Annotated in this window: 16 protein-coding genes and 1 tRNA gene; 1 reads left to right on the forward strand and 16 read right to left on the reverse strand. The window is 50.0% G+C overall.

All coding sequences use genetic code 11. The annotated features are described in order from the left end of the window. Positions 1-52 precede the first annotated feature (52 nt). The 7 genes from KTH89_RS17275 to KTH89_RS17305 form a co-directional block, all read right to left on the reverse strand. A complete protein-coding gene (locus KTH89_RS17275) occupies positions 53-1,036 on the reverse strand; it encodes a PHP domain-containing protein (protein WP_238722532.1) in 984 nt (327 codons plus the stop codon). A gap of 14 nt (positions 1,037-1,050) precedes the next feature. Then, positions 1,051-1,890, reverse strand: coding sequence for a carbohydrate ABC transporter permease (locus tag KTH89_RS17280; protein WP_158346951.1), 840 nt, complete (start codon positions 1,888-1,890; stop codon positions 1,051-1,053). Positions 1,891-1,902: 12 nt separating this feature from the next. Further along, a complete protein-coding gene (locus tag KTH89_RS17285; protein WP_238722533.1) occupies positions 1,903-3,882 on the reverse strand; it encodes an ABC transporter permease subunit in 1,980 nt (659 codons plus the stop codon). A 102-nt stretch (positions 3,883-3,984) separates the two neighbouring features. Continuing rightward, a complete protein-coding gene (locus KTH89_RS17290) occupies positions 3,985-5,655 on the reverse strand; it encodes an ABC transporter substrate-binding protein (RefSeq protein ID WP_238722534.1) in 1,671 nt (556 codons plus the stop codon). Between the two features lie 149 nt (positions 5,656-5,804). Beyond that, entirely contained in the window at positions 5,805-7,790 is a 1,986-nt protein-coding gene (locus tag KTH89_RS17295; RefSeq protein ID WP_238722535.1) for an alpha-galactosidase, read from the reverse strand. A gap of 75 nt (positions 7,791-7,865) precedes the next feature. After that, positions 7,866-9,101, reverse strand: a complete 1,236-nt coding sequence (locus KTH89_RS17300; protein ID WP_238722536.1) for an MFS transporter — start codon at positions 9,099-9,101, stop codon at positions 7,866-7,868. 19 nt (positions 9,102-9,120) lie between these two features. Beyond that, positions 9,121-9,528, reverse strand: coding sequence for a cupin domain-containing protein (locus tag KTH89_RS17305; RefSeq protein ID WP_158346946.1), 408 nt, complete (start codon positions 9,526-9,528; stop codon positions 9,121-9,123). Between the two features lie 192 nt (positions 9,529-9,720). On the opposite strand from KTH89_RS17305, the gene KTH89_RS17310 reads away from it, so the two are divergent. Beyond that, positions 9,721-10,476, forward strand: a complete 756-nt coding sequence (locus KTH89_RS17310) for a gamma-glutamyl-gamma-aminobutyrate hydrolase family protein (protein WP_158346945.1) — start codon at positions 9,721-9,723, stop codon at positions 10,474-10,476. On the opposite strand, the gene KTH89_RS17315 is transcribed toward KTH89_RS17310, so the two are convergent. The 9 genes from KTH89_RS17315 to KTH89_RS17355 all read right to left on the reverse strand — a co-directional run bounded on the left by KTH89_RS17315 (position 10,406) and on the right by KTH89_RS17355 (position 21,502). After that, positions 10,406-11,479: a LacI family DNA-binding transcriptional regulator gene (locus KTH89_RS17315; RefSeq protein ID WP_238722537.1), complete on the reverse strand. Its 1,074-nt coding sequence runs from the start codon at positions 11,477-11,479 to the stop codon at positions 10,406-10,408. The genes KTH89_RS17310 and KTH89_RS17315 overlap by 71 nt on opposite strands. A gap of 196 nt (positions 11,480-11,675) precedes the next feature. Then, positions 11,676-11,747, reverse strand: a tRNA-Glu gene (locus KTH89_RS17320). 116 nt (positions 11,748-11,863) lie between these two features. Beyond that, complete coding sequence (locus KTH89_RS17325; RefSeq protein ID WP_238722538.1) at positions 11,864-13,732, reverse strand: purple acid phosphatase family protein; 1,869 nt, start codon at positions 13,730-13,732, stop codon at positions 11,864-11,866. A gap of 32 nt (positions 13,733-13,764) precedes the next feature. Then, positions 13,765-15,168, reverse strand: coding sequence for a glycosyltransferase family 2 protein (locus KTH89_RS17330; RefSeq protein ID WP_238722539.1), 1,404 nt, complete (start codon positions 15,166-15,168; stop codon positions 13,765-13,767). Beyond that, positions 15,152-16,309, reverse strand: a complete 1,158-nt coding sequence (locus tag KTH89_RS17335) for a HEAT repeat domain-containing protein (protein ID WP_238722540.1) — start codon at positions 16,307-16,309, stop codon at positions 15,152-15,154. The genes KTH89_RS17330 and KTH89_RS17335 overlap by 17 nt, the downstream gene beginning before the upstream one ends. Positions 16,310-16,338: 29 nt before the next feature. Next, on the reverse strand, positions 16,339-18,507 hold the full coding sequence (locus KTH89_RS17340) for a hypothetical protein (protein WP_238722541.1): 2,169 nt from the start codon (positions 18,505-18,507) through the stop codon (positions 16,339-16,341). Positions 18,508-18,528: 21 nt separating this feature from the next. Then, on the reverse strand, positions 18,529-20,082 hold the full coding sequence (locus KTH89_RS17345; protein ID WP_158346939.1) for a CotH kinase family protein: 1,554 nt from the start codon (positions 20,080-20,082) through the stop codon (positions 18,529-18,531). Between the two features lie 17 nt (positions 20,083-20,099). Beyond that, positions 20,100-20,777: a DUF4956 domain-containing protein gene (locus tag KTH89_RS17350; protein WP_158346938.1), complete on the reverse strand. Its 678-nt coding sequence runs from the start codon at positions 20,775-20,777 to the stop codon at positions 20,100-20,102. A gap of 17 nt (positions 20,778-20,794) precedes the next feature. Next, positions 20,795-21,502, reverse strand: coding sequence for a polyphosphate polymerase domain-containing protein (locus KTH89_RS17355; RefSeq protein WP_238722542.1), 708 nt, complete (start codon positions 21,500-21,502; stop codon positions 20,795-20,797). Positions 21,503-21,513 lie beyond the last annotated feature (11 nt).

Consider the following 21,513-nt stretch of genomic DNA (forward strand, 5'->3'; position numbering starts at 1 on the left):
ATTATCCTCCAGTGCCGCATTTACTGCGGCTTAAATTTAACTCTTCAAACCTTTATTTCTGCGCGGTCATGGGATTTGTCCAGGCCAGGCGCCCATATTTGTCCATACACTGTATCCTCACAAAGGATTCATTTCCCTTTAACTCAAAAGAAGCCTGGCAAATGCTTTCCTCTCCCTGGGGCGGATGGACCGAACCCCCTGCGCTCACCACATTTCCCGCCACAAAGTCAATCTTTACAACCGGACTGCACTCCACATATACTTTTCCGTCCCGGATCCCATACGCATAGATCTCCGGCCCGGATGATGAATAAAAGTTTCCATCCAGCAATGCCTGAACGATATCCTCATGACACAGGCTTAAAGCCTGAACCATAACGAACCCGCCAAAGGCATCCGCCAGACTGTGGTTATCATCGGCTGCGTATGCTTTCCAACCCTTCTCTAATCTCAGGGCCTGGTCATAGTGGATCACGTCATATCCTGTGGCGTCCCCGTGCTCCGAAGCGTAATTAAATATTTCCATGGCCCATATTCCATTCAGGGGCAGGAAATCCGCTCCGGTCACTCTGGACCATACCGGATGGTTATATGTGACGAACATCCCATGGTCCCTCAGCTCATCCACCAGCTCCTGCCCGGCCTTCACAGGATCCCATTTTCTGAAGTACATTCTCTTCCCGATATGCTCCATATGTTGGTACAGCCCCGCCTTCGCATTTCGCTGCATCTGTTCTGTTCCAAGAAGCCCCAGGAAATGATGGGTTTTCATCTCATAGGGAATTTCCCAGGTATCATGCACGGTAGCTGATGCCTCTAATCCCGGCAACAGGATAAAGTCATCCCGGTCCAGCTCCTTGCGCAGATCCGTATATCTCTCATGCTCTGTCATTGCCAGGAAATGATACCCTTTTTTCCTGAACGCCTCCGCCATCTGTTTCGGCTGCAGCGCCCCGTCTGAATTCGTGGTGTGGCAATGCAGATTTCCTTTATACCATTTTCCGTCTTTTTGAAACATACTGATATCCGCCAGCATTTACACTCCCCCTCTCAGCCCTTGATCGCGCCTGCGGTCAGACCTTCCATATACAGGCGCGAGGTAAATACAAACAGGATAAACAGTGGAATCGTTGCAAATACAAAGCCTGCCACCATAGCTCCGATATCAATACTTCCGGTCGCCGACTGGAATACCCGGATCGCCACGGTAATCACCTGCTTTGAGTTATTCTCGATCGCTAACAGCGGCCAGATAAAATCGTTATAGTAGTCCATCATTTTCATGACGACCACAGTGGCGATAATCGGTTTGGACAGCGGGACCGCAATCTTGACCAAAGCCCGCACTTCCCGGCAGCCGTCGATCTTGGCAGACTCAAAGAGCTCTGCGGGCAGGCCCTCCATAAAAGTCCTGCATAACAGGATTCCAAACACCTGTCCTCCCGACACCCAGGGAAGAATCAACGCCCACCAGGTATTGTAGATATGATAGGACTGAATCAGCGTATACTGAGGTGTCAGCGTCAGGACGCCGGGAACCATCATCAGGCATAGCACAGCCAGAAAGATCACGTTTTTTCCCGGAAACTTTAATCTGGCAAACACATATCCGGCCGTAGCCGACAAAACCGCTGTGATTACTGTGGCGATCGCCACTACCAGCATGGTGTTGATCATGTTGGGAATCAGCATCCCGATAGCCGTATTATAGTTCTCCCAGTGAATCGGATGCGGCAGTGAGAAGAAATCCCCGTATATCTGCACATTAGACTTTAACGACAGTATGATCATGAAGATAATAGGTACAAATGCAAAAAACATTAATAAAATTGCTATGCCCGCAATGACCAGTTGGAAAGCGGAAAATTTCCTTTTAAATTTTGTCTTCACCGTCTTTTCCTCCTATTCATTGTTATTGGATTTGATGCGCATATTGATGATCGTGCCGATCAGGATGAATACGAACATGACAAGTCCGAGTGCACAGGCATATCCGTACCGTCCGAATTTCGTGACGTTGTAATACAGTTCCAGGCCAGGCACGTACGTGCTGGTTCCCGGCCCGCCGCCGGTGAGAATGTAGATATTTGCATAATCCTGGACCACGCCGATAAATGTGAGTACGATCATCATCTTGATCTGTGGCGCGATCATGGGCAGCAGTACCCGGAAAAATATGCCCCGTCTGGTCGCTCCATCCACCCTGGCCGCTTCGATCAGGGAACTGTCCACATCGATCAGTCCGCCGTAGTACACCAGAAAGGCCAGCGTGTTGATAAACGGGAAGCCCATGAAGATAATCGCCCAGAGCGCCGTCTTCTCATCTCCCAGCCAGGTCATCTGAAGGCTGCTTAAACCGATCTTGCCCAGCACTTCATTGACCAGACCTATATTGGGGTCATAGATCTGTTTCCACACCAGGGAGGAAACGATACCCGGCACCACCATAGGCAGCACGAACAGGAACCGGAATATGTATTTCTGCCGGTCGGATCTCATGGAATATACCAGCCAGGCCACCAGGATTGGTACGGTCAGGACTTTTATAAATCCGGTGACCATCAAGATAACCAGATTCTTGATACCGATCAGAAAGTACCCTTCCGAGAACATGGTCTTAAAGTTATCAAGACCTACGAACTTGATTTCTGCCAGCGTATTGATATCCTTCGACCAGTTGGTGAACGCACGGGTGAAGGCCAGGAACACCGGTGTATAGTTAAATAATATAAGCAGAATAAACGTGGGGATCAGCAGAAGATAGGCAATCCGGTATTTGTAAAGAGCCTTTCCCATTTTGAACAACTTTCCCTTTACCACCGGTATGGACATCATCAGGCTGATCAGCAGCAGTGCGAACGATACCGCTCCTGTAATCCTTGTGATACTGTGGATGATATGATACAGATTCATCTGTCCCAGATCCGATACGGAGATGGTCTTGATAAAATCACCCCTGCCCGTAATATAGATCAGGTCATCCACGCCTAGTATTCCGGCGACCGCATTGGATAATCTTACGGAGACCGCCTTATTTCCATCCGGATCAATCACATACAGATATCCTTCCTCTGTGCCGATTACCAGATATTCCCCGCTTTCATCCGCACCGATGGAGGCCACCTTCACCTTCAGATTGCTCTGTACATTGCCTCTTCTTAAGAGCTTTAACTGCTCATCCAGCACGCAGTAAGAGCCGTCATTACAAAGAGCTGCAAAATCTTCTCCCATTTTGGCCACGCCTACGATCCGATACTGCAGTTCGGTCATGCCGACCACATTGCCCGCTTTGTCGATCCTGGTGAATTCACCCCGGTCATTTCCGAAGATGATTTCCTGCTCATCCTTTGTATAGCTGACTCCGCGGATGATCGATTTGTAAGGGAGATTCACGATTCCCTCCCCGTCTTTTGTGTAGAGGAACAGATTATGCTTATTGGCTGCCGCTCCCGCAGAGATCAATATCTCCTCCCCATCCCTGGTCACATCGATATCATAGATCCGGCGCTTAACATTGATCTGATTTACAACTTCTCCGCTATCTATCTGAATGATATACACATTATTGTCACTGTTACCCGCATATAACAGGCCCTGTTCTGAGCGGACCACCAGCTTGCAGAACGGCCCCTTTGCTTCCAACTCCCAGAGTTTCTCATGGGTTTTATTTTGAAACGCCATTAATTTGTTATTGTACGTGCCGACAAAAAATATATCTCTCTCCGCGTCAAGTCCAAGCGAGTTATTCTGAAGTCCTGTCTTGATTTCGGAATCCTGTATAATGTCTACCGATTTTCCTGTCTGCCAATATAAAAATCCTGAAATAAGTACCGCGATCAGAGATATGATACAGACCCAGTTCCAGGCTGATAATCTTTTCATCGTTCCGCCGTCACCTCCTGGTTTTCTTTTTCACGGAAAAGGGGCTGTGTATTGCAGCCCCTTTTGAATTCAAAGGAATCTACGTCCTATGAATCTAAAATGTTATTCCCCGGTAGGTTCATTCTGCGGATTCTCCAGGTCATTGTCGCTGATCTCTGAGGATGCCATAGCATCTTCTATGTATGTGTCTATGTTGTTTTGATGGCTGGTCAGCCAGTCATCGATCGTAATCTTTCCGGTCAGGTAATCATAGGAATACCGGTAGAAATCACGGACGGATTCCTGTACGTCGGACATACCGCGGGCCAGCCATGCTGCACAGCCCTTCTGGCAGTTGCCGATCAGTTCCAGCTGGTCAAACATAGCCTGAATGTCATCCGGAAGCTCCACTCCATATACCAGAGACGGTCCCTGAGGAACCAGGCCTGCATCAATCCCTGCGCTTAGGTAGATACTCTGTCCTTCCTGGGAGGAATAGTACATCAGGAAGTCTACCACCTGATCATCATGAGCTTTGTCCTTGGCCACTGCGCCCACGAATCCTGTGGCAACCTCAATCGTTCTGGCAGGAGCCTCGATTCCTTCCCCTTCCATGCTCGGCATATTAAATACGCCCAGATCAAACTTCTTAACTCCCTCAATGGCAGCGCCGGTCGCATCTGTTACTTCTTCCCCTGAGGACAGTTTCTTCATATCGTTATTGAAGTTCACCAATCTCCACGCTCCGTCGACCATCATGGCCGCTTTCCCCTGATAGAACATGGACACCTGGCCCGGATCAATGGTTCCAAAGAAAGTCTCTCCGCCCACATATTTCGGGAAGATTTTAGCAAAGTTTTCCCAAACCGTCTTCATACCAGGTGAACTGGGTGAATAAACATTATCTTTTACTGCCTTGTACGCCCGAACCGCATTCTGGTTCACTTTCCATGCGTCATCATTAAACGGATCGGTGGGATCGTATTTCCAAACTCCGTCCACTTCCGGATCAAAGCAGTAATCCCCTTCCTGTGCTCTGTAGATATCCAGCATGGATCTGGTAGTCTGATCCGTGTAGATCTGGGCCAGCCAGCCGAAGGTTCCGGACCAGAAGCTTGTAGCATCGCCAGGCATAGTGATGGGCTGATAGCCTGCGGCATCCAGCTTCTCGCAGACGGTGACCAGTTCATCCCAAGTGGTAGGAGGTTCTACGCCGACTTCCTCAAAAATCTCTTTGTTGTAGCACCAGACCACCTGCACGGAATCCAGAGAAAGCATGGACCACTCGCTCTGTCCTCTTTCCTTGGTCTGCATCTGGAAATTGAACTGTTCTGACCAGGTCCCGTCCGAGTAGGGGCTGTCCATATCCGCATATTCCAGGAAGTTGATTACCTTTCCGGTGGTTGCGGTTCCCGCCAGGTTTACGTTTACGATATCCGCCGTAGGATCATCCACGGTAAAAATGTTCTGAACCCATTCTGCGTATCCTTCCGAAGGTTTCAGATCCACTACTACCTTCACATTAGGGTTCTTCTCCATATATGCATCCGCCACAGCCTGCCACGCCTCCTGGGCGCCGACGCTGGACTGAGTATTGACTGTGATCGTGGTCTCCCCGCCTGCCTGAGCTGCCGGGGTACTCTGCGCACCCTGTTCCCCGCTGTCCGTGGTTTCCTGAGGTGTGCCGCTGTCCGTTACTGCATCAGAACTTTTTCCACAGCCCGCCATCAGGCTTCCGGTCGCCAATACAACCGCTAACATACAACTAAGGACTTTGAACTTATTGTTCCTCATAAAACTCCCTCCTGTTAAGATAACTGATCTCATTTGCTTGTTTTTCATAGTCTTTAAAATAGTAACCGGTTACATTTTCATTTTACCATGCCTTTTCTCTGATGTCAATAAAATTTGTAACCGGTTACGTAAAGGTTGTGTAAAATATGTCATTCTTCTACTACTTTCTGCACCACATGATAAAAAAATAATTTCGAGCTTCGCGGATGAGGCAAAGTTACACGGAACATGTCCATTAAGCCGGAACCGTCCCTCTCCTGCCATTCCCCCGTATCCGCATCCTCAAGACGGTATACGCACCCATCCTGCAGTCCCCGCAGCTTAAGATCGGCCGACGGATTTGGGGACTGGCTGCGCCGGAACGCCATAACCACCCCGCTGTCCGTGTCCGGATCGTGATACTGCCATCCGGTCCATGATACGCGATCCACGGAATATCCCGCCAGCGAATAAAAATCGCAGGAAAAATAAGGTCTCGCCTTCTTAAACTCCCGGTTCATCTTCCGCACCCATTCTACCGGTTCCTCATCTCCAAATCCTTCCGCATAGCCCCAGAAGGAATTGACCGAAGAGGTCCCGAAACAGCTTCGGAATGCATATGTATCCCCTTTATGCTTGCCGGCCCCCGTTCCATGGTAGGGCAGATACCAGGAAAGGCCGGTACCGTGGATCTGCGCCACCTCCGGGTCCGCGTCCCAGGTACACTGATAATCACTTCTCCACAGGGAAATACTCCGGCTCAACATTTCGATATCCAGCCGCCGTCCGCCGCTGGCGCAGTTGTCAATAATCAGGTGCGGAAATTTTTCCAGCAGACTGTCCCAGAGCCGGTACAGACCCGCGATATGTTTCATCTCGTGGATTCCTTTCCGGTGAATGGTATCATGATTCTGCCAGTATGGGAGAACCTGGAAATTAAAATCCTGCCGGTAACATGAGATATGCAGGGTTTCGATCTTATCACAGAGTACCTGGTAAATATAGTCCCAGGCATCCTCATTCCCCAGATCCAGGATCAAATGCATATCCAGATTTTTATCGCCGCTCACCTGGTGAAGGAACCATTCCGGATGCTCCAATGTCATGGGTGTTCCCTGCACTGCCCGCTCCGGTTCGAACCACAGAAGGAACTTCATTCCGGCCCTCTCGACCTCCTCTACCACCTCATGCAGGCCGTCCGGATGATAATGGGGGTTCACCCTCCAATCGCCGGTGCGAAGGCCCCAGTCTCCCGTGAACTCATCGGTACAGTCCTGTGTATTCTCACTCACTCCGTACCATCCCGCGTCAATCCAGTAATACTCATAACCCAGATCATATTTGGCGGATCTTCTGATCCGCTCTATCAGAACATCGCTTGGCAGACCGCCCCACCCCATAAAACAAAGCGGTCCGGTCTGCGGCCTTCCGGGCTTGCCGATCAGCGAAAACTCCTTTTTCATAAGCCGTCGGAAATCATTATGCGCTTTCTCCTGGCCCTGGTCGTAAGGCAAGATCAGTACCGAGGAAGTCCGAACCTTTTCTCCCGGATAGAGGATAAAACCATCCTTCTGATCCTGCAGTTCCTGAAGACCGGTCTGAACCAGTACACCATGCTGCGTCCTCTCAAAGGAAGCATTCCACTGCCCGGTCCAGCCGATAGCGATCAGGTATCCCCGTTCTCCCTGGTTGATATCGAAAAACGGAACCCAGGTATCGGAAGATCTGCCTCCCAAACACGCACACTGCTGGGCGATTCCCGGCGTCAGCTCTCTTGGAACCGCCCGGAACTCATCCCGTTCCCATGTGGACCCCTTTAGAAAATACACTTTAGCCGTACCGTCCGGCGTCTCATAACCCGGAATTTTCTTGGGATCATCCGGAAGTGCAAACTCCTGGTCACAATCCCTGACCTGAGAGATCAGGCCGCTATCTGTGGTACCTTTATTTTCAAATTCCAGCACCCAATGAACTGCCCTGAACTCCCTGTATTCCGTAATCGTCTGCATGACCTGAAGTCCATCTTTCTGTTTCCAGGTTATGCAGTATCTCTGATCTTTCTCCCGTTCCCGGATTTCCACCGATTTCTGAAACACTTCTGTGTGGGGGCGGTCATCGTACCTGAACGAGAATCCTCGCACTTTATTCGCTGTCATAGTTTCCTCCATTTTGTTATCCCGCACTTATTGGATTGGGTGAACATCTTTTTATTCAACTTTACGTTCTTCCTGTTACAAATACGTCTTTTTCTTACATCGAATCAGCGCTGCTATACTGAGCAGGATCATTCCTATCCAGGTCAGAAAGATATACCGCCATCCAAGCTTCTGATCCAGCATAATTCCCGTAAGGGCTGAGAAACCAGCGGTGGCTATATAAGAAAAGCAGTCCAGGAATCCGGATGCAAAGCTTACACGCCCATATGCCGCGTATTGGGTAGGTATCGCTCCCAACAGCAATGCGTTCTGGCCGTACATAACCGCAGACAGTAATCCAAGCGCACCGATCCCTATCACCGGGCTCGCCTCCATACCAAAGACCAGCAGCAGTATCAGGAGTAAGCTGATTCCCAGCGTGCATATACTGATTCGGATCGTACTCAATCCGCCGGCTTCTTCCAGCCGGCCCACCACCAGGATACCCAAGAAATTCAATACCGGGATCGCCAATAGTATCATACTGGACCGGGACACGTTAAAATGATAGATATCGGTAACCATGGTAGGTCCCCATACTCCCACATTGTCCTTCACAATTCCCTGGGGAAGACAGACCAGCGTTACCAGGATTAACCCTGAAGTAAACAAAAACTTAATAATTCCAATAGCCGGAGCATATCCTGTCCTTTCACCATTCATTGCCCCCATGTTTTCCTCTACCGATGCGATTTCCCTTCCAACGCAGCCGTCTGCCTGGGGGCAGACCGGGCCATTTTGCGCAAGTCCCGCCCAAACCGCAGCATTGAGCACCAGAATTCCTCCGGGTATCAGAAACTGATATTTCCAGGGCAGAAAGGCTGCCAGCAGACCGCATCCGCTCAATCCCAGAAAGGTTCCCGCCACCATGGAGGTAGACAGATCTATCATCACCTTGGATATCTGTTTTGGAGGATACCAGCTGCATATGATTTTCAATATATTGCACCACATGAGGCTTTGAAAAAAACCATTCAGCCCCCATAAAGCCAGCAGCACATAGTAGTTGTGTACAATACCAAACAATATATTGCACAGTCCGGAAATAAGCAACCCCTGAAATATCAGCCATTTATTGTTCCCCTTATCTCCCAGATAGCCGTTTACCAGCTTTCCGCAGGCATATACACAGAAGAACAGGCTGCTGAAACCTCCAATCGCAGTATTGCTTAAGCTCAGGTCGCTTTGCATGAGTTTCTGCGCCACCGACAGATTCATTCTTCCAAAATAGATATTGGCGTAAGAGATCCAGCACAGGATGAACATTTTCATTTGCTCTTTTTTCTGTACGCTACTCATCAATCGTCCGGTATACCTTACCCCATGCCTTCTTTCTTATAAAATATAATTCATTATACTCCTGCTTTTCCCAGAAAGTCAGAAGTACGAATTCCTCGCTGCTTCCTGTGTTGTCAATATAATGGAAGACTCCGGGAGGGATAATTATGCAGTCTCCTGCTTTTACCGGAATACGCACATCGTCCAGCCAAACATCGCCTCTGCCTCTGAGAATGTAGTAAATCTCCGGTTTCTCATGTACGCCTCCTCCTGTCTTTTCTCCTGCCTTTAACGTGCCTTCGTTGACATTGATCAAATCAAAACCCGCCACATCTTTTCCTGTAAGATACTTACTGGAATAGGTTTCATCACAGACAAACGCTTTCACCTTGTCGGAATGTATGACCTTCCCCTTTTCCATTTTCCTCTCTCCTTAATTTTAATTGTAACCGGTTACTTTTTTAATCGTATCACGCGGACCTGGAAGTGTCAACAAAAATGTAACCGGTTGCATTAATATCTTGCAATTAAAAAACAGGTCTGCTACAATATCATACAAGAATAGTTCGGCGACTATAAACTGATATGGAACTTTGTCAAAGGAGGCTTTATCTTGCCTGTAAAAATGCCTGTCATCTGTGTTACCTGTGATTCAAACGCGAACTCCGGCTATTCCGGCGGACGGCATCTGGACAGCCCGTCTACTTATTCCCGCGCGCTGGCATATGCAGGGGCCGTACCGGTAGCGGCCCTGGAATATTGTCCGGAAGAGCTGGCCGGTCTGTGCGATGGTTTATTGCTTACGGGAGGCGTCGACATTGAGCCTTCTCTATACGGGGAGGAAGTCCTGAATCATACAGTCATTACCGATCCCTCCCGGACTTCCTATGAACTGTGTCTGACCCGTGCTTTTCTGCAAAAAAAGAAACCCATATTGGCTATATGCCGTGGGTTTCAATTACTGAATTGTATCTTGGGCGGGACTCTCTATCAGGACCTTGTAGAACAACTGGGTTATGTACACAACCATCCGGATATCCGTCATGGGGTTACCACTCTTAGAGGATCGGTCCTATACCGGTATTTTGGCTGTGACTTTAAAACAAACTCGACCCACCATCAGGCTGTCCGCAAGCTGGGAAATGGCCTTTATGCAACTGCTTATTCCGCGGAAGGGATCATTGAGGCATATGAACACGAAGAACTGCCCATTCTGGGAACCCAATTTCATCCGGAATGCCTGACAAACCTGATGTGGGACGGACGCACTCCTGACTTTGCCCCCTACTTCAAGTACTTTATTGGACTATGCCGTCCTTCATCTGCTCCAGATTATTCTGAAAAAGGCAAAGATTACTCCTCAATATGATGCTGGGATCCAGGTAAATAGTATCCGTATCAAATCTACGTCCCTCCACCATATATTCATAAAGATACCGAAAAGCTATCCGTCCCTGCTGGAACGGGTTCTGGAATATAGTGGCGTCGATGGTCCCCTCTTCCATCAGCTGCGCGATCTCCGGAAATATATCGGAAGCGATAACCGCGATCCTGCGATCCATCCCAAGTTCCTTCAGCCTTTTACAAAAAGCCACAGAATTGGCGGTTCCAAGATAAACACCGGCAATATCCGGGTGCTGGTGGAGCAGCTCATCTGCCAGCCTATAAGACTGTTCCGGATCATCGTGATGTTCATAAACACCGGCAAACATAAGATGAAAATTATGCAGTTCCGACTGAAAACCTTCTATCACATTGCGGTGGGCCTGCGTGGTACCCTGCCCGATGACGATAGCCGCCTTACTTCCCTGCGGTATCTTCCAGCCCAGCAGCTCCGCCGCCATCCGGCCTGCCACGATCCCATTGCTCTGCACCGAGAGTATCCTGCCGGAATCCTGAAGGTCAGAAGTGACCGTGACATAATACTGCTTTTTCTGTTCTCTTAAATCCTGTACCGCTCTGCTCATCTGAGCCTCATCGAAAGGAGGCAGAATAATAATTCCATCAAAATTCATATCCGAGATCTCTTGAAGCCTCCGAATAAATACTTCCATATCCTCGTCATTCTCTTCAAACACTTCGCACTCAACGCTATATTCCGCCAGCTCTTCCGCCGCCTTATGGACGCCTCTCTCCACTTCTGCCTGATACCCATGGATTGTATTGGGAAGCAGAACCGCAATTCTTCTGGGATTCCTTTTCAACGAGGAAGCGCTTTTGCTGGGATGATATCCCATCTCCCGTGCCGTCTCCTGGACCAGACGTTTTGTCTTATCACTGATACTGCCCTTCTCGTTCATCGCCCGATTTACCGTAGCGGTAGATATCCCCAGTCGTTCCGCCACATCGTAGATCGTAACCTTCTTCTGCATCTAAATCCCTCCATAAGATTATCCTTTGTTATTAAGCACATTATACCTTTCGGTTTTTGGGTAAGCAACCTTAAATAAGGATTTTCTTATCTTAACGGCCATAAAGTGCAACGTAGTCTGCAAAAACGCGTCCAGGACTCCGGACCAAAAAAAATCTCGAACCATTCGAAAAGGTTCGAGATTTTTTCTTTATGAATGACTCCAAGGGGATTTGAACCCCTGTTACCGCCGTGAAAGGGCGGTGTCTTAACCGCTTGACCATGGAGCCTTGTCCGGTTGAAACCGACTCAAAGCGTCAACCGGAATTTATCTTATCATATTATGCGCGCCAATGCAAGTACTAAACTATAAAAATTTCAGACGAAATCCGCCGGTCCGTTTTTCCTAATCTTTTGTGAGGGTGCAGGTATCGATCATCCGTCCGTCTCCGGGGCAAAACGTCCGTATCCCGAGCCTTAATCCGTCTACGTCCACCACAGTAATCAGGGGCTCCTCATCCGCCTGGACGTAAGCGGCATAAGACAGCTTCTCTTCACTTTTTCCATAATACTTACTTCCGGAAGAGGAAGCGGCGGTCAGATAGAGGGTCTCCCCTTTCGATACCGCGCCCGCTTCGCGGCCGCTTACTTTCGTGCCCTGCATCAGATAGGATCTGGTGTAGAGATGATCGTGACCCGCCAGAACGAGATCCACATGGTACCGGGAAAAGACCGGCGCCAGAGCTTCCCGCATGGACAGGATCGTCTCATCCCCGGCATGGGCGCCGGCGCTGTAGAGAGCGTAATGCATGGTGACAATGATCCAGTCCGCCTCTGTGCTCTCAACCGACTGCCGGATAAACGCCTCATGCTTATCGTAGTCATTGTTATTCGAATCGATGACCAGGAACAGTACATTCTTATAGGTATACGCGTAATCATGAGGCTCATCCTCAGTCTTTGCAAACTGCTGATCGTACAAGATGGTCCCGGCCTCATGGTTTCCGGGGTTTACCGCCACCGGAAGCTCCTTTAAAATCTGCGGGCTGCGAAAGCCATCGTATTCTTTGACCGCTTTGTCCTTATCCGAGCTGTCCACCTGGTCACCCGCGGACACCAGGAACGCCGCGTCCGGCGCAAAAGTAAGACCTGCTTTCAAGGTCTGCTCCCATCCCATGGTATCGTTTCTGATCTCACCGGCTCCGATCTGCGGATCGCCTGCGAACAGGAAAGAAAATGCTTCCCCGGCTCCCTGGGAGGCAACGGAATAACTGTCTGAATAATTTGGATTCCCCAGCTGCTTAATCCGGTAGATATACTCGGTATCCGGCAGGGCCAGATCCATATCCGCCTTATAACAATAGGTGGAAGAGACCCCGGCATAGGTTCTGCCCAGCAGCACGCTTTCATAGGAATCCGGGAAAGCTCCGCCTGTTTTGGGGGCGTACTGGACCTCATACGCGCCCTTGTCCTTTGTCAGCCAATTGACCAATACCTGTCCTGCGGTGTTCCCCACTTCCAGAATCAGACCGGAGGTGTCCGGTTTCTTCTGCTCCGGTATCTGATAGGAAATTCTGAGCGACTGAAAGTCAAAGAAAATGTCGGAGCTGTGGGCATTGGCCTGATGCAGCTCCACGGCAATTGTATTTCTCCCTTCTTTTAACATCGGAAGCTCACTGACGGAGAAGGTTTCCTGCCTGGCGGAGTTCACCGTTTCCTCTGCGCCGTAGGACAGAAGACCCGCGTATCCGCCCCCCGGTGTGTTGCCCGCCCAGATAAGTTCCCCGTTCAGATAGATGACCGCCGCATCGTCAAAGAGGATATCTCCCTCCAGCGCTCTGATGGTATCTTTCGACCGGATGTCGATCTCTGTCCGGAACAGACAGACCTGCCTGGTCACCGTCCGGCTCTCATCCGTATACTGTGACAGCAGATTGGCGGCGTATATCCCCTCTTTTATCTCCGCCTTTTGGCCCTGTTTGACCCCAAAGCTCCCGGCCGCCTCTTTCCATGCGGAATCATCATAATCCGGTTCTGCCCAGTTGGCGCACTCTGCCCCATCCGAAACCATGTCCTGGAATCTCCATCTGGTCTCTCCCGATACGATCAGATCCTTATCTAGATAGGCTCCGGTTTCAGGCAGTTCTGTTTTCGAACCGTTGCCGTACTGCCCCTTCTGGGCCAGCGCCATGGAAAATACGAAAAGCAGCAGCGCGATTACCGCTGCAAACGCCGCTCCATGTTTGATCCAATCCCAAATTTTATTTCTACCCATCGGTGCTCACCTCGGCTCTTTTTTCCTGTCTGTTATTCACGGTTATGTCGGAAACGTTCCTTCTCTCCCCAGACGCTTCGGTTTTTCCGGTACCCCAGCAGCGCATTCATGCGTACCAGCATCAGGATAAACCGCATGCCCACCAGCTCGAAGCCGCTTAAGAGAACCGCCCGCAGGCCGTCCCAAAAAGAGATATACACCTGCTGCGTATGAATGCGGCTGAAAAACGCAATCAGCGTAAGAATACAGCCAAAAAGGGCATAAACGCCAAAAAACAGGATCATAAACGGCACATTGATCAGATTTACCACAAAAGATAAGATAATCGTCAGCAGGCCGAACAGCTCTATATAAGGAGATAACAGCTCATAGATCCAGAAGTACAAAAAAGAAATGGTTCCCATCAGCCCATATTCCTGCTTCCCAATCACATTGTGATATTTCATCAGGCTTTCGAACAAGCCGATATGCCAGCGCCGGCGCTGCCGCATCAGATCCAGCAGGTTACCGGGTACCTGACTCCAGCAGATCGCATCCGGGGCATAACGGATTCTGTATTCGATGTGGTTGGCGCGGCAGAACGCGTGCAGTTTCACCACCAGCTCCATATCTTCACCCATAGTCGTATCGTCGTATCCTCCCACCAGCAGGACCATTTCCTTCTGAAACAGCCCAAACGCTCCGGAGATAATCAGATTGCCGTTAAATCTGTCCATGAAGATTCTGGACGCCAGAAAAGAACGGTTGTATTCCAAGACCTGCATGGCTACGATGATGTTCTTTGGAAGGCTGTAATCGGCAACTTCCCCTTTCACCAGCTTTACGCCGTTGGATATCCGTACCTGCCCGCCGCAGGCGATAACCCGGTTGTCTTCCAGGACCGGTTTCGCGATCTCATGAAGGGAATCCTTCTGCAGCATGGAATCCGCGTCCATACAGATAAAATAAGGATAACGGGAAATATTGATCCCCATGTTCAGGGTATCCGCCTTCCCGCCGCTTTCCTTTAGCACCAAAGTGATCGGGACCTTTCCCGCCTCCGCCTCATAGACCGCCAGCTCATTCTTACAGGGAATGGTTTTCCGGATCGGCCGGCTGATCTGATGCATTTGAAAGTGCTCAATCAGGTACTCCCCGGTCCGGTCCGTGGAGCCATCGTCCACAATGATGATTTCGTATAATTTATATTCCTGTTCCAACAGGGTTAACACCGTATCGATGACCGTCATCTCTTCATTGTGCGCCGGCACGATAATACTGATGGGAAGGTAATATTCCTGGTGCAGATCCAGTTCCAGCTCCTCGTCCCTGCGCTTCTGGTACAGCCTGCTGGAGCCCCAGAGTACGGACAATAAGAGGAAGCTGCTGTACCCGATCAGATACAGGATAAAAAATACGTCCACACCGAATAGAAATATCTTAATCGCGTCCATCATCTGGCGCCACCTCCTGTTCCAGAGCCGCTGCCGCCTCGGCGGCCGGTTCCATATCCAAAGCTTTCCCCAGCTGATCCAGCTTATATTGCAGCATATCTTTTGCATAGCGGTCGGTACCCTGCAGGACCTCCTGCAGCAGAACGCTATCCCTTCCGATCCGGACCAGGGAATCGGACGCATTATCACGAATGTACCAGTTACTGCTGTACATCCCTTGTATCAGCGCCCGTATACTGTCCTCTCCCGGGTAATTCTCCAGAGACGCCGCCGCCAGCGCCGCGAATTCCCAGTCGTCGATATTCCATTCCATGACCATGCGGCACAGTACCGGCCCAGCCTCTTCATAATGATAGCGCCGGTAGTACCGGATAACGGCAAACTGGACTTCCCGGTCCGTCTCTTCCCGAAGCAGCGAAAGAAAGCGCCGGCCGAATCCATCCGTCACCAGCCGGATAAAATTAATAAAAGCGGTCTGGTAAAACGGAGGGAATTCATTCCAGTGATCCCACAGCAAACCGGCCAGTTCCACACGGTCGTCGGCAAACGCGAGAAGCCCGTCGGTTACCAGCTTGGAGCTGTGCTCGATCTCCTGGCGGACCATCAGCTGGTATGCCCGGATCACAATGGCTGCCGGCGCGTTGGCATATAACGCCTGTAATGCGTTCTCCCGGCAGTAGATCGAGTGCTCCGTCACTAGCTGCAGCATGAATCTTACGAATGGATCCCGCTGTGTTGTCCCGCACAGCTTATATTGTCCGATCAGGAAAGCGTAAAACGCTTTGTACATGACGCTTTTTTTACTGTATTTTTCACAGGGCGTAATGAAGATCCGGCGGTTGGCCGCAGCCCAATCCAGAAACCGCTCCCCTTTTCCTTCCTGCCAAAGCTCCTGCTGCGCCTTGTAAAACAAAGATATCTGAGCGGGTTTGGCCAAGGTTTTCATCAGCTCTTTTGTTTCTTTGGAATTCACCGGCTGTTCGGATTCTATCAGTATCCCGATCCGTTCCTTCCATTTCTTAATTTTCCCCGGTCTGTGCAGATCCGACCATTTTCTGCGCCCCGCATAGGCAGCGTTAAAGGCCAGCATACACACGCATAAGACCATATACATATAGATCAGGATATTTACCCTAAGTACCATGTTATCGTCCCCTTCCGCCTCCTTGCCGCCTATTCACCGGTTCCTGTCCAGAGCTGCTGCAGAGCATAATATCCTTCTTTTAGGCGCTCATGATAGGTAATGTTTTTTCCCCAGCCCTTTAAGGGCACCGCCTGCATAGGGATAACCTCCGACGCACTGCGAAGCTCGCCGATACCCGTATAGAATTGATCGATCGGGAGCCCTTCAATCCCGTAATTCTCATAATAGTCGTCGTGGATCATCATCTCCGAGGGATTACAGAAGTTAAGGAGCAGCCATGGCAGGCGGATCTCGATCTCATCTCCCCGTATGATAAAATCTGATAAGGAATTAAAATCCGTGCTCTCCGGATTTCCATTTCCGTAGGTGAGTATCCCCGTATCGAAAGTCTCTCCGATATCATAGCCTGTGGTATCCAGTTCCTCATGCGGATCCAGCGGCACCTGCAGCATCAGCCGGATGTCGGTGAATTCGTCCGTATCCCGCGCCGGTTCATTCAGATACGCGTCTTCCAGGTATACCCGGTGAGAATAGATGGCCCGCAAAGCCTCATACCTTCGCTGTACCAGCACGCGGCTGTTATCTTTTCCATCCAGGATCATGAGAAAGTCCGCCGGACGTTCAAAGCTGCCTTTTAGCCCGCGGCAGCTGGTGCTTCCGCTCTTGGGGGTCGTGTCGATGGGCACGTACAGCACATCCGTTTCCGGGTCGTATTGGTCTTTATGTATCCGGAAATACAGATATTTTTCATCGTATTTGGACCAGATGCTCATTCCCTCCCGCTCCGACACCAGATCCTGAGCGGTCCATTCGGACACGTCTCCATCCACATAGCAGACGCTCTTTTCTTTTCCGGGATCAAAAGACAATATCCCGAAATACTGCTCGTTGGTCTGATAGTCGCTCCAGTACGGGGTTTTCGTCAAATCCGTATACGCCATGGTGTTCCAAGTCCGTTTAAACCATTCATCCTGCCAGGTAAAGGCGATGGACCCCGCACATCCCGCCTCCATAATATCCTGGTAACAGGTTACCAAAGCCCGGGCCTGATCCGCCTCCGACATGCCGCCCTGGGCACGCCCCGTATTCCGGTCGCTTTGGGCGCGTCCTCTGGCGGAGGGCACCCCGTACTCAGCGATCACTACGGGAATCGTGTGGTATTCGTTCAGCATCGTAACATAGGCCCGGTAAGAATCGAAAACTCCGTGTTCATCCACAAAACGGTCCTTATCCTTCACCTCGATCCCCATGATATCCAGGAAACCCAGGTAGTCCGGGAAATAAGGATACACATGATAGGAGGCAAAATGGCCCGAAACGAACGCATCCGTGGTTTTAATATGCTCCACATCCACTTTTGCAAACTTCCGAAAATAATACTCTACCAGCTCATGCCAGTCAAACGGGTCCGTCGTCGGCCAATTGCTAAAAGCGATCAGCCGTTGTTCATTGTAGCGCACGGTTTCATATTCAATAATCCGGTCCCCCACCTGGGCCAGCATCGCTTCAAACGGGGACGCTTCTTGGGTGGTGTACATATATTTTCCCTGATACCGGTTCTTCGAATCTTCGATATGGTTGGTGAAGGCGACGGTCGTATCCTCCCACTCCACGCCCAGAATATAACCCAGTACCCAGGGCGAGATATCTTTATGATAAGTACCGCTGCCCAGATCTTCCCCCAGGGAAAATATCTTGTTTCCATGGATGATATCCACCAGGGTCCTGGAATCGTTCAGCATGGCGTCCAGAAAATCCTTATCATATGCGTCCCTGTGTGAAAACTGTACATAATCATTGACCCACAGGCCGTGAAGAATATAGAGCGGATGTTCATTATCGTGATTATATTCCCATACCGCGTTATAGAAATCGTCCGATTGGATGGTATATACCCGTACGCAGTTGGCTCCCATTTCCTGGATCATGGAAAACCAGCGCAGATAGGTCTCTTTATCTATGGCATAATCCGTGGCGAAATGCCCGGGAATCCCCACGCCCATATTGACTCCGCGTATTTCAAAGGGTTCCATCCCGTTGCCCGTATCCGCCAGGATCGTCTTCCCTTCCACCTTGGTAAACGTATGCACCGGCTGTTCGGAACGGATTCCGATAAACAAACCGATTTTTGGAGACAACAGAATCCACCCGGCCCCGATGATGATCAGAACGGAACAGATAATCAAGAATTTTTTCATAAGCTGTCATCCCTCCTGATATTAGTGGTTATATTTCTTAACTGCGGATTCATGACCATACTGCCGTAATACTTCAATATTCTCATCCAGCCAGTCCAACCGGTCAAACAAGGTATCCTTCATCTGTTGAACCGCCGCTTCATAAGATCCGGGATTGCGCTCATCCGGAGCCAGTTTATTCCTCCAGTCCAGATTCGCATTGTCAAAGCTGTAGCCCCATACCGCGTAGTTCCGGTCAACGGCCGTGTCCAGATAAGCGACGGTATCGTCGATATAAGTATTCAGATAATCCTCGCTTAAGGTGGTCAGCCGCAGTTCCCGGTAGCGGCGGATAATACGGTCGATATAGCTCTCTTCCTTGAGCATCATCAGAAACCAGGGCGCCTGGACTGTGACAAACTGCCGGATGTGAAAATCATCCTGGGTATCCTGGGCAATGTTATCCAGATCGTTGTTAAAATCCCAGACGCAGGGCTTAAAGAGCCCGTTCACATCCTTATAAAAATAAGTGGACAGATTTCCCGTATCCCGCTGCAAAAACACTTCCATTAAAATAAAATAATCCACAAACTCATCCACATCCACATTGGCCGGAAAGCCATACCGGTAAGAATCATAATCATAAGAATATAACGCCTTTTCGAACATACTGACATCCCGCTCAATGTAATCCTTCAGTTCAGGAGTGAGATTTGTCTCACCCGGATAGACGATATCAAAATACGAGGTCTTTCTAAGGATCGACGTATATTTGCTGTAATTGTTCATAGCCGTATACGGATCATCCGCGTCGTTTTCCAGGCCGATGATATATCCTGTCACGTTCCGGACTTTGTTGGGCTTCTGGATATCGATTCTGCCCTTTCCCCGGCCGACCGTTTCCATCATCACATAGACGCCCCGGTATTCGCCGTTCACGATCACCTCGCAGAACCGTACGTCCGGCGCGTAGGACATCAGGGAACCGGCTATATTCATGGCCATGTAGTTCCGCATCAGCGTTTTATCCAGAAACGGACCATGTAACGCCCAGTCATGGTTTTCCTCCATCCCCATAACCGGTATATCCAGATAATCCCCGCCGGCGTCCACCGTCTTGATGGCGAAGGATTGCTTATCAAACCATCTGGACGTATTCCCGCGGACCCTTATCTTGATGTAAGAGGATACATCCGGTTCGTCCTCCGGCGTATGATACGTATTCGGCTGATCTATAATTCTCAAATTAGCGGTCAGATATTCTTCCCCCGTGGAGGCCACCGTATAGCTGGTATGTTTCTTGCTGTCAATATAAGGCACGCCGGGAATCTCCTCGCTGGTGTCGATCATAACCAGCGGCAGATGCGTGGCCAGTTCAGAGATATCCACCGCCTTCGGATCGTAGGTGTCCGCTGTCTTCACCACGTCCTTTCGAATGCAGCTTAAGGCGTCGATCCCGTTCAGCACATCCGGCTGCTGCGCCGTCTGATGCTGATGAATCCGATATCCCAGATTACTCCATTCGATCTGGAACAGGACGGTAATAAGCACCGTCAGACAGGCGAGCAGCAGAAATACCAGCTTACGTTTACTCATGGCAATCCCTCCCCATGTCAGCTGCTGATGTCATCGTCTTGTGTCACTATATTTACATACTGGATATGTTCAATCTCATACAGCAGATCCTCTACGCTGTTTGTTCCGGCGCTGGCCTTGCGGTAGACATTGCGGGGAATCTCATAGATCAGCTCCACGGAATCTTCCGTCGTGTTCTTCACGCGCAGATCCACTCTGCGCTTAAAATAATCCGTGACCACCGACATGATCCGCTTGTCGGTACTCCTGGCTCCGCGCACAATCAGTATCATGCGGTTTTCGTTCTTAATCCGCCCCAGAACAAATAATACAAGAAAGACCATGGCGCTGCCGGCCCCCGCAGTAATATAATCCCCCACTCCGCAGGCCAGCCCCACCACCACCGCCCAGAATATGTAGATGGTATCTCTGGAATCCTTCACAGCGGTACGAAAACGTACGATGGACAGCGCGCCGACCATACCAAGGGATAACGCCACGTTATTACCGATCGCAGTCATGACCAGCGTGGTAAGAATAGTGAGAACCACCAGGCTTACATTGAATTTCCGGCTGTACACCGTGCCTGAATGGGACAGATAGTAGGACAGATAGATCACAAAACCGATCACAGCCGCGACGATCAGCTGGCTGATAATGCCTGTCATATCCAGGGATTGCACCTGCTGTAACAGATTAATCAGATAATTTCTCATTTGAGTCAACCTCCCTCTTATATGCTTTCGCTTCTGTGCAAGGACTGCCTTCTGGACAGGCAATATTTGCTGACCGCCATCTCGCTGTCATCGCACATGTTAAGCAGTTCTTTTACATAGGACAGCAGAAAATGATTATATTTGATTTCCAGAAAGGCTTTCCAGGGTTGAATCACCGGGTAGAGCCCCGGCTGTGCCTCAAAGATGCTCATTCTTCCCTCCGAGGCCGTAAGCCCTGTGTCAAATGTAATCCGAATTGCATTTTCCGGCAGGATGTATGCTTTTCGGTGATATTCGACAATGGCCGCCGGCCGGTACTGGTTCATCGTCAGGATGCTGTAATACTCCGCCGCGAATTCATTGTCGTAGGCCCGCAGCGGAGTATAATCCCCCCGCTCCATCTGCATGGCCTCCTTCCTCGTGATCCGCATGGATCTCTTCAGCTGGTTCTGACCCTGCTTCTGCTTGATTTCCAGCATCGCATATTCATCCTCCGGATGATAGATGCGCATCCGCATTTTTCTTCTTAACTCGACTCCCGCCAGCTTATCATAAAAGTCACGGCTGGTCATGGTATCAAAATAAAGGGAACGGACCATATAGCCAACGCCTTCATTATGCGGGTCCGGCCGAAGCATCTTTTCCAGTCTGGCTTCCATCCGCATCCGCTGTTCTGTGTTGAGTATATATTTTTTCTCCTGACGTAACACTCTTTGTATCTCCATGCGCATCCCTC

This window comes from Diplocloster agilis (assembly GCF_019042275.1).
GTDB classification, from domain to species: domain Bacteria; phylum Bacillota; class Clostridia; order Lachnospirales; family Lachnospiraceae; genus Diplocloster; species Diplocloster agilis.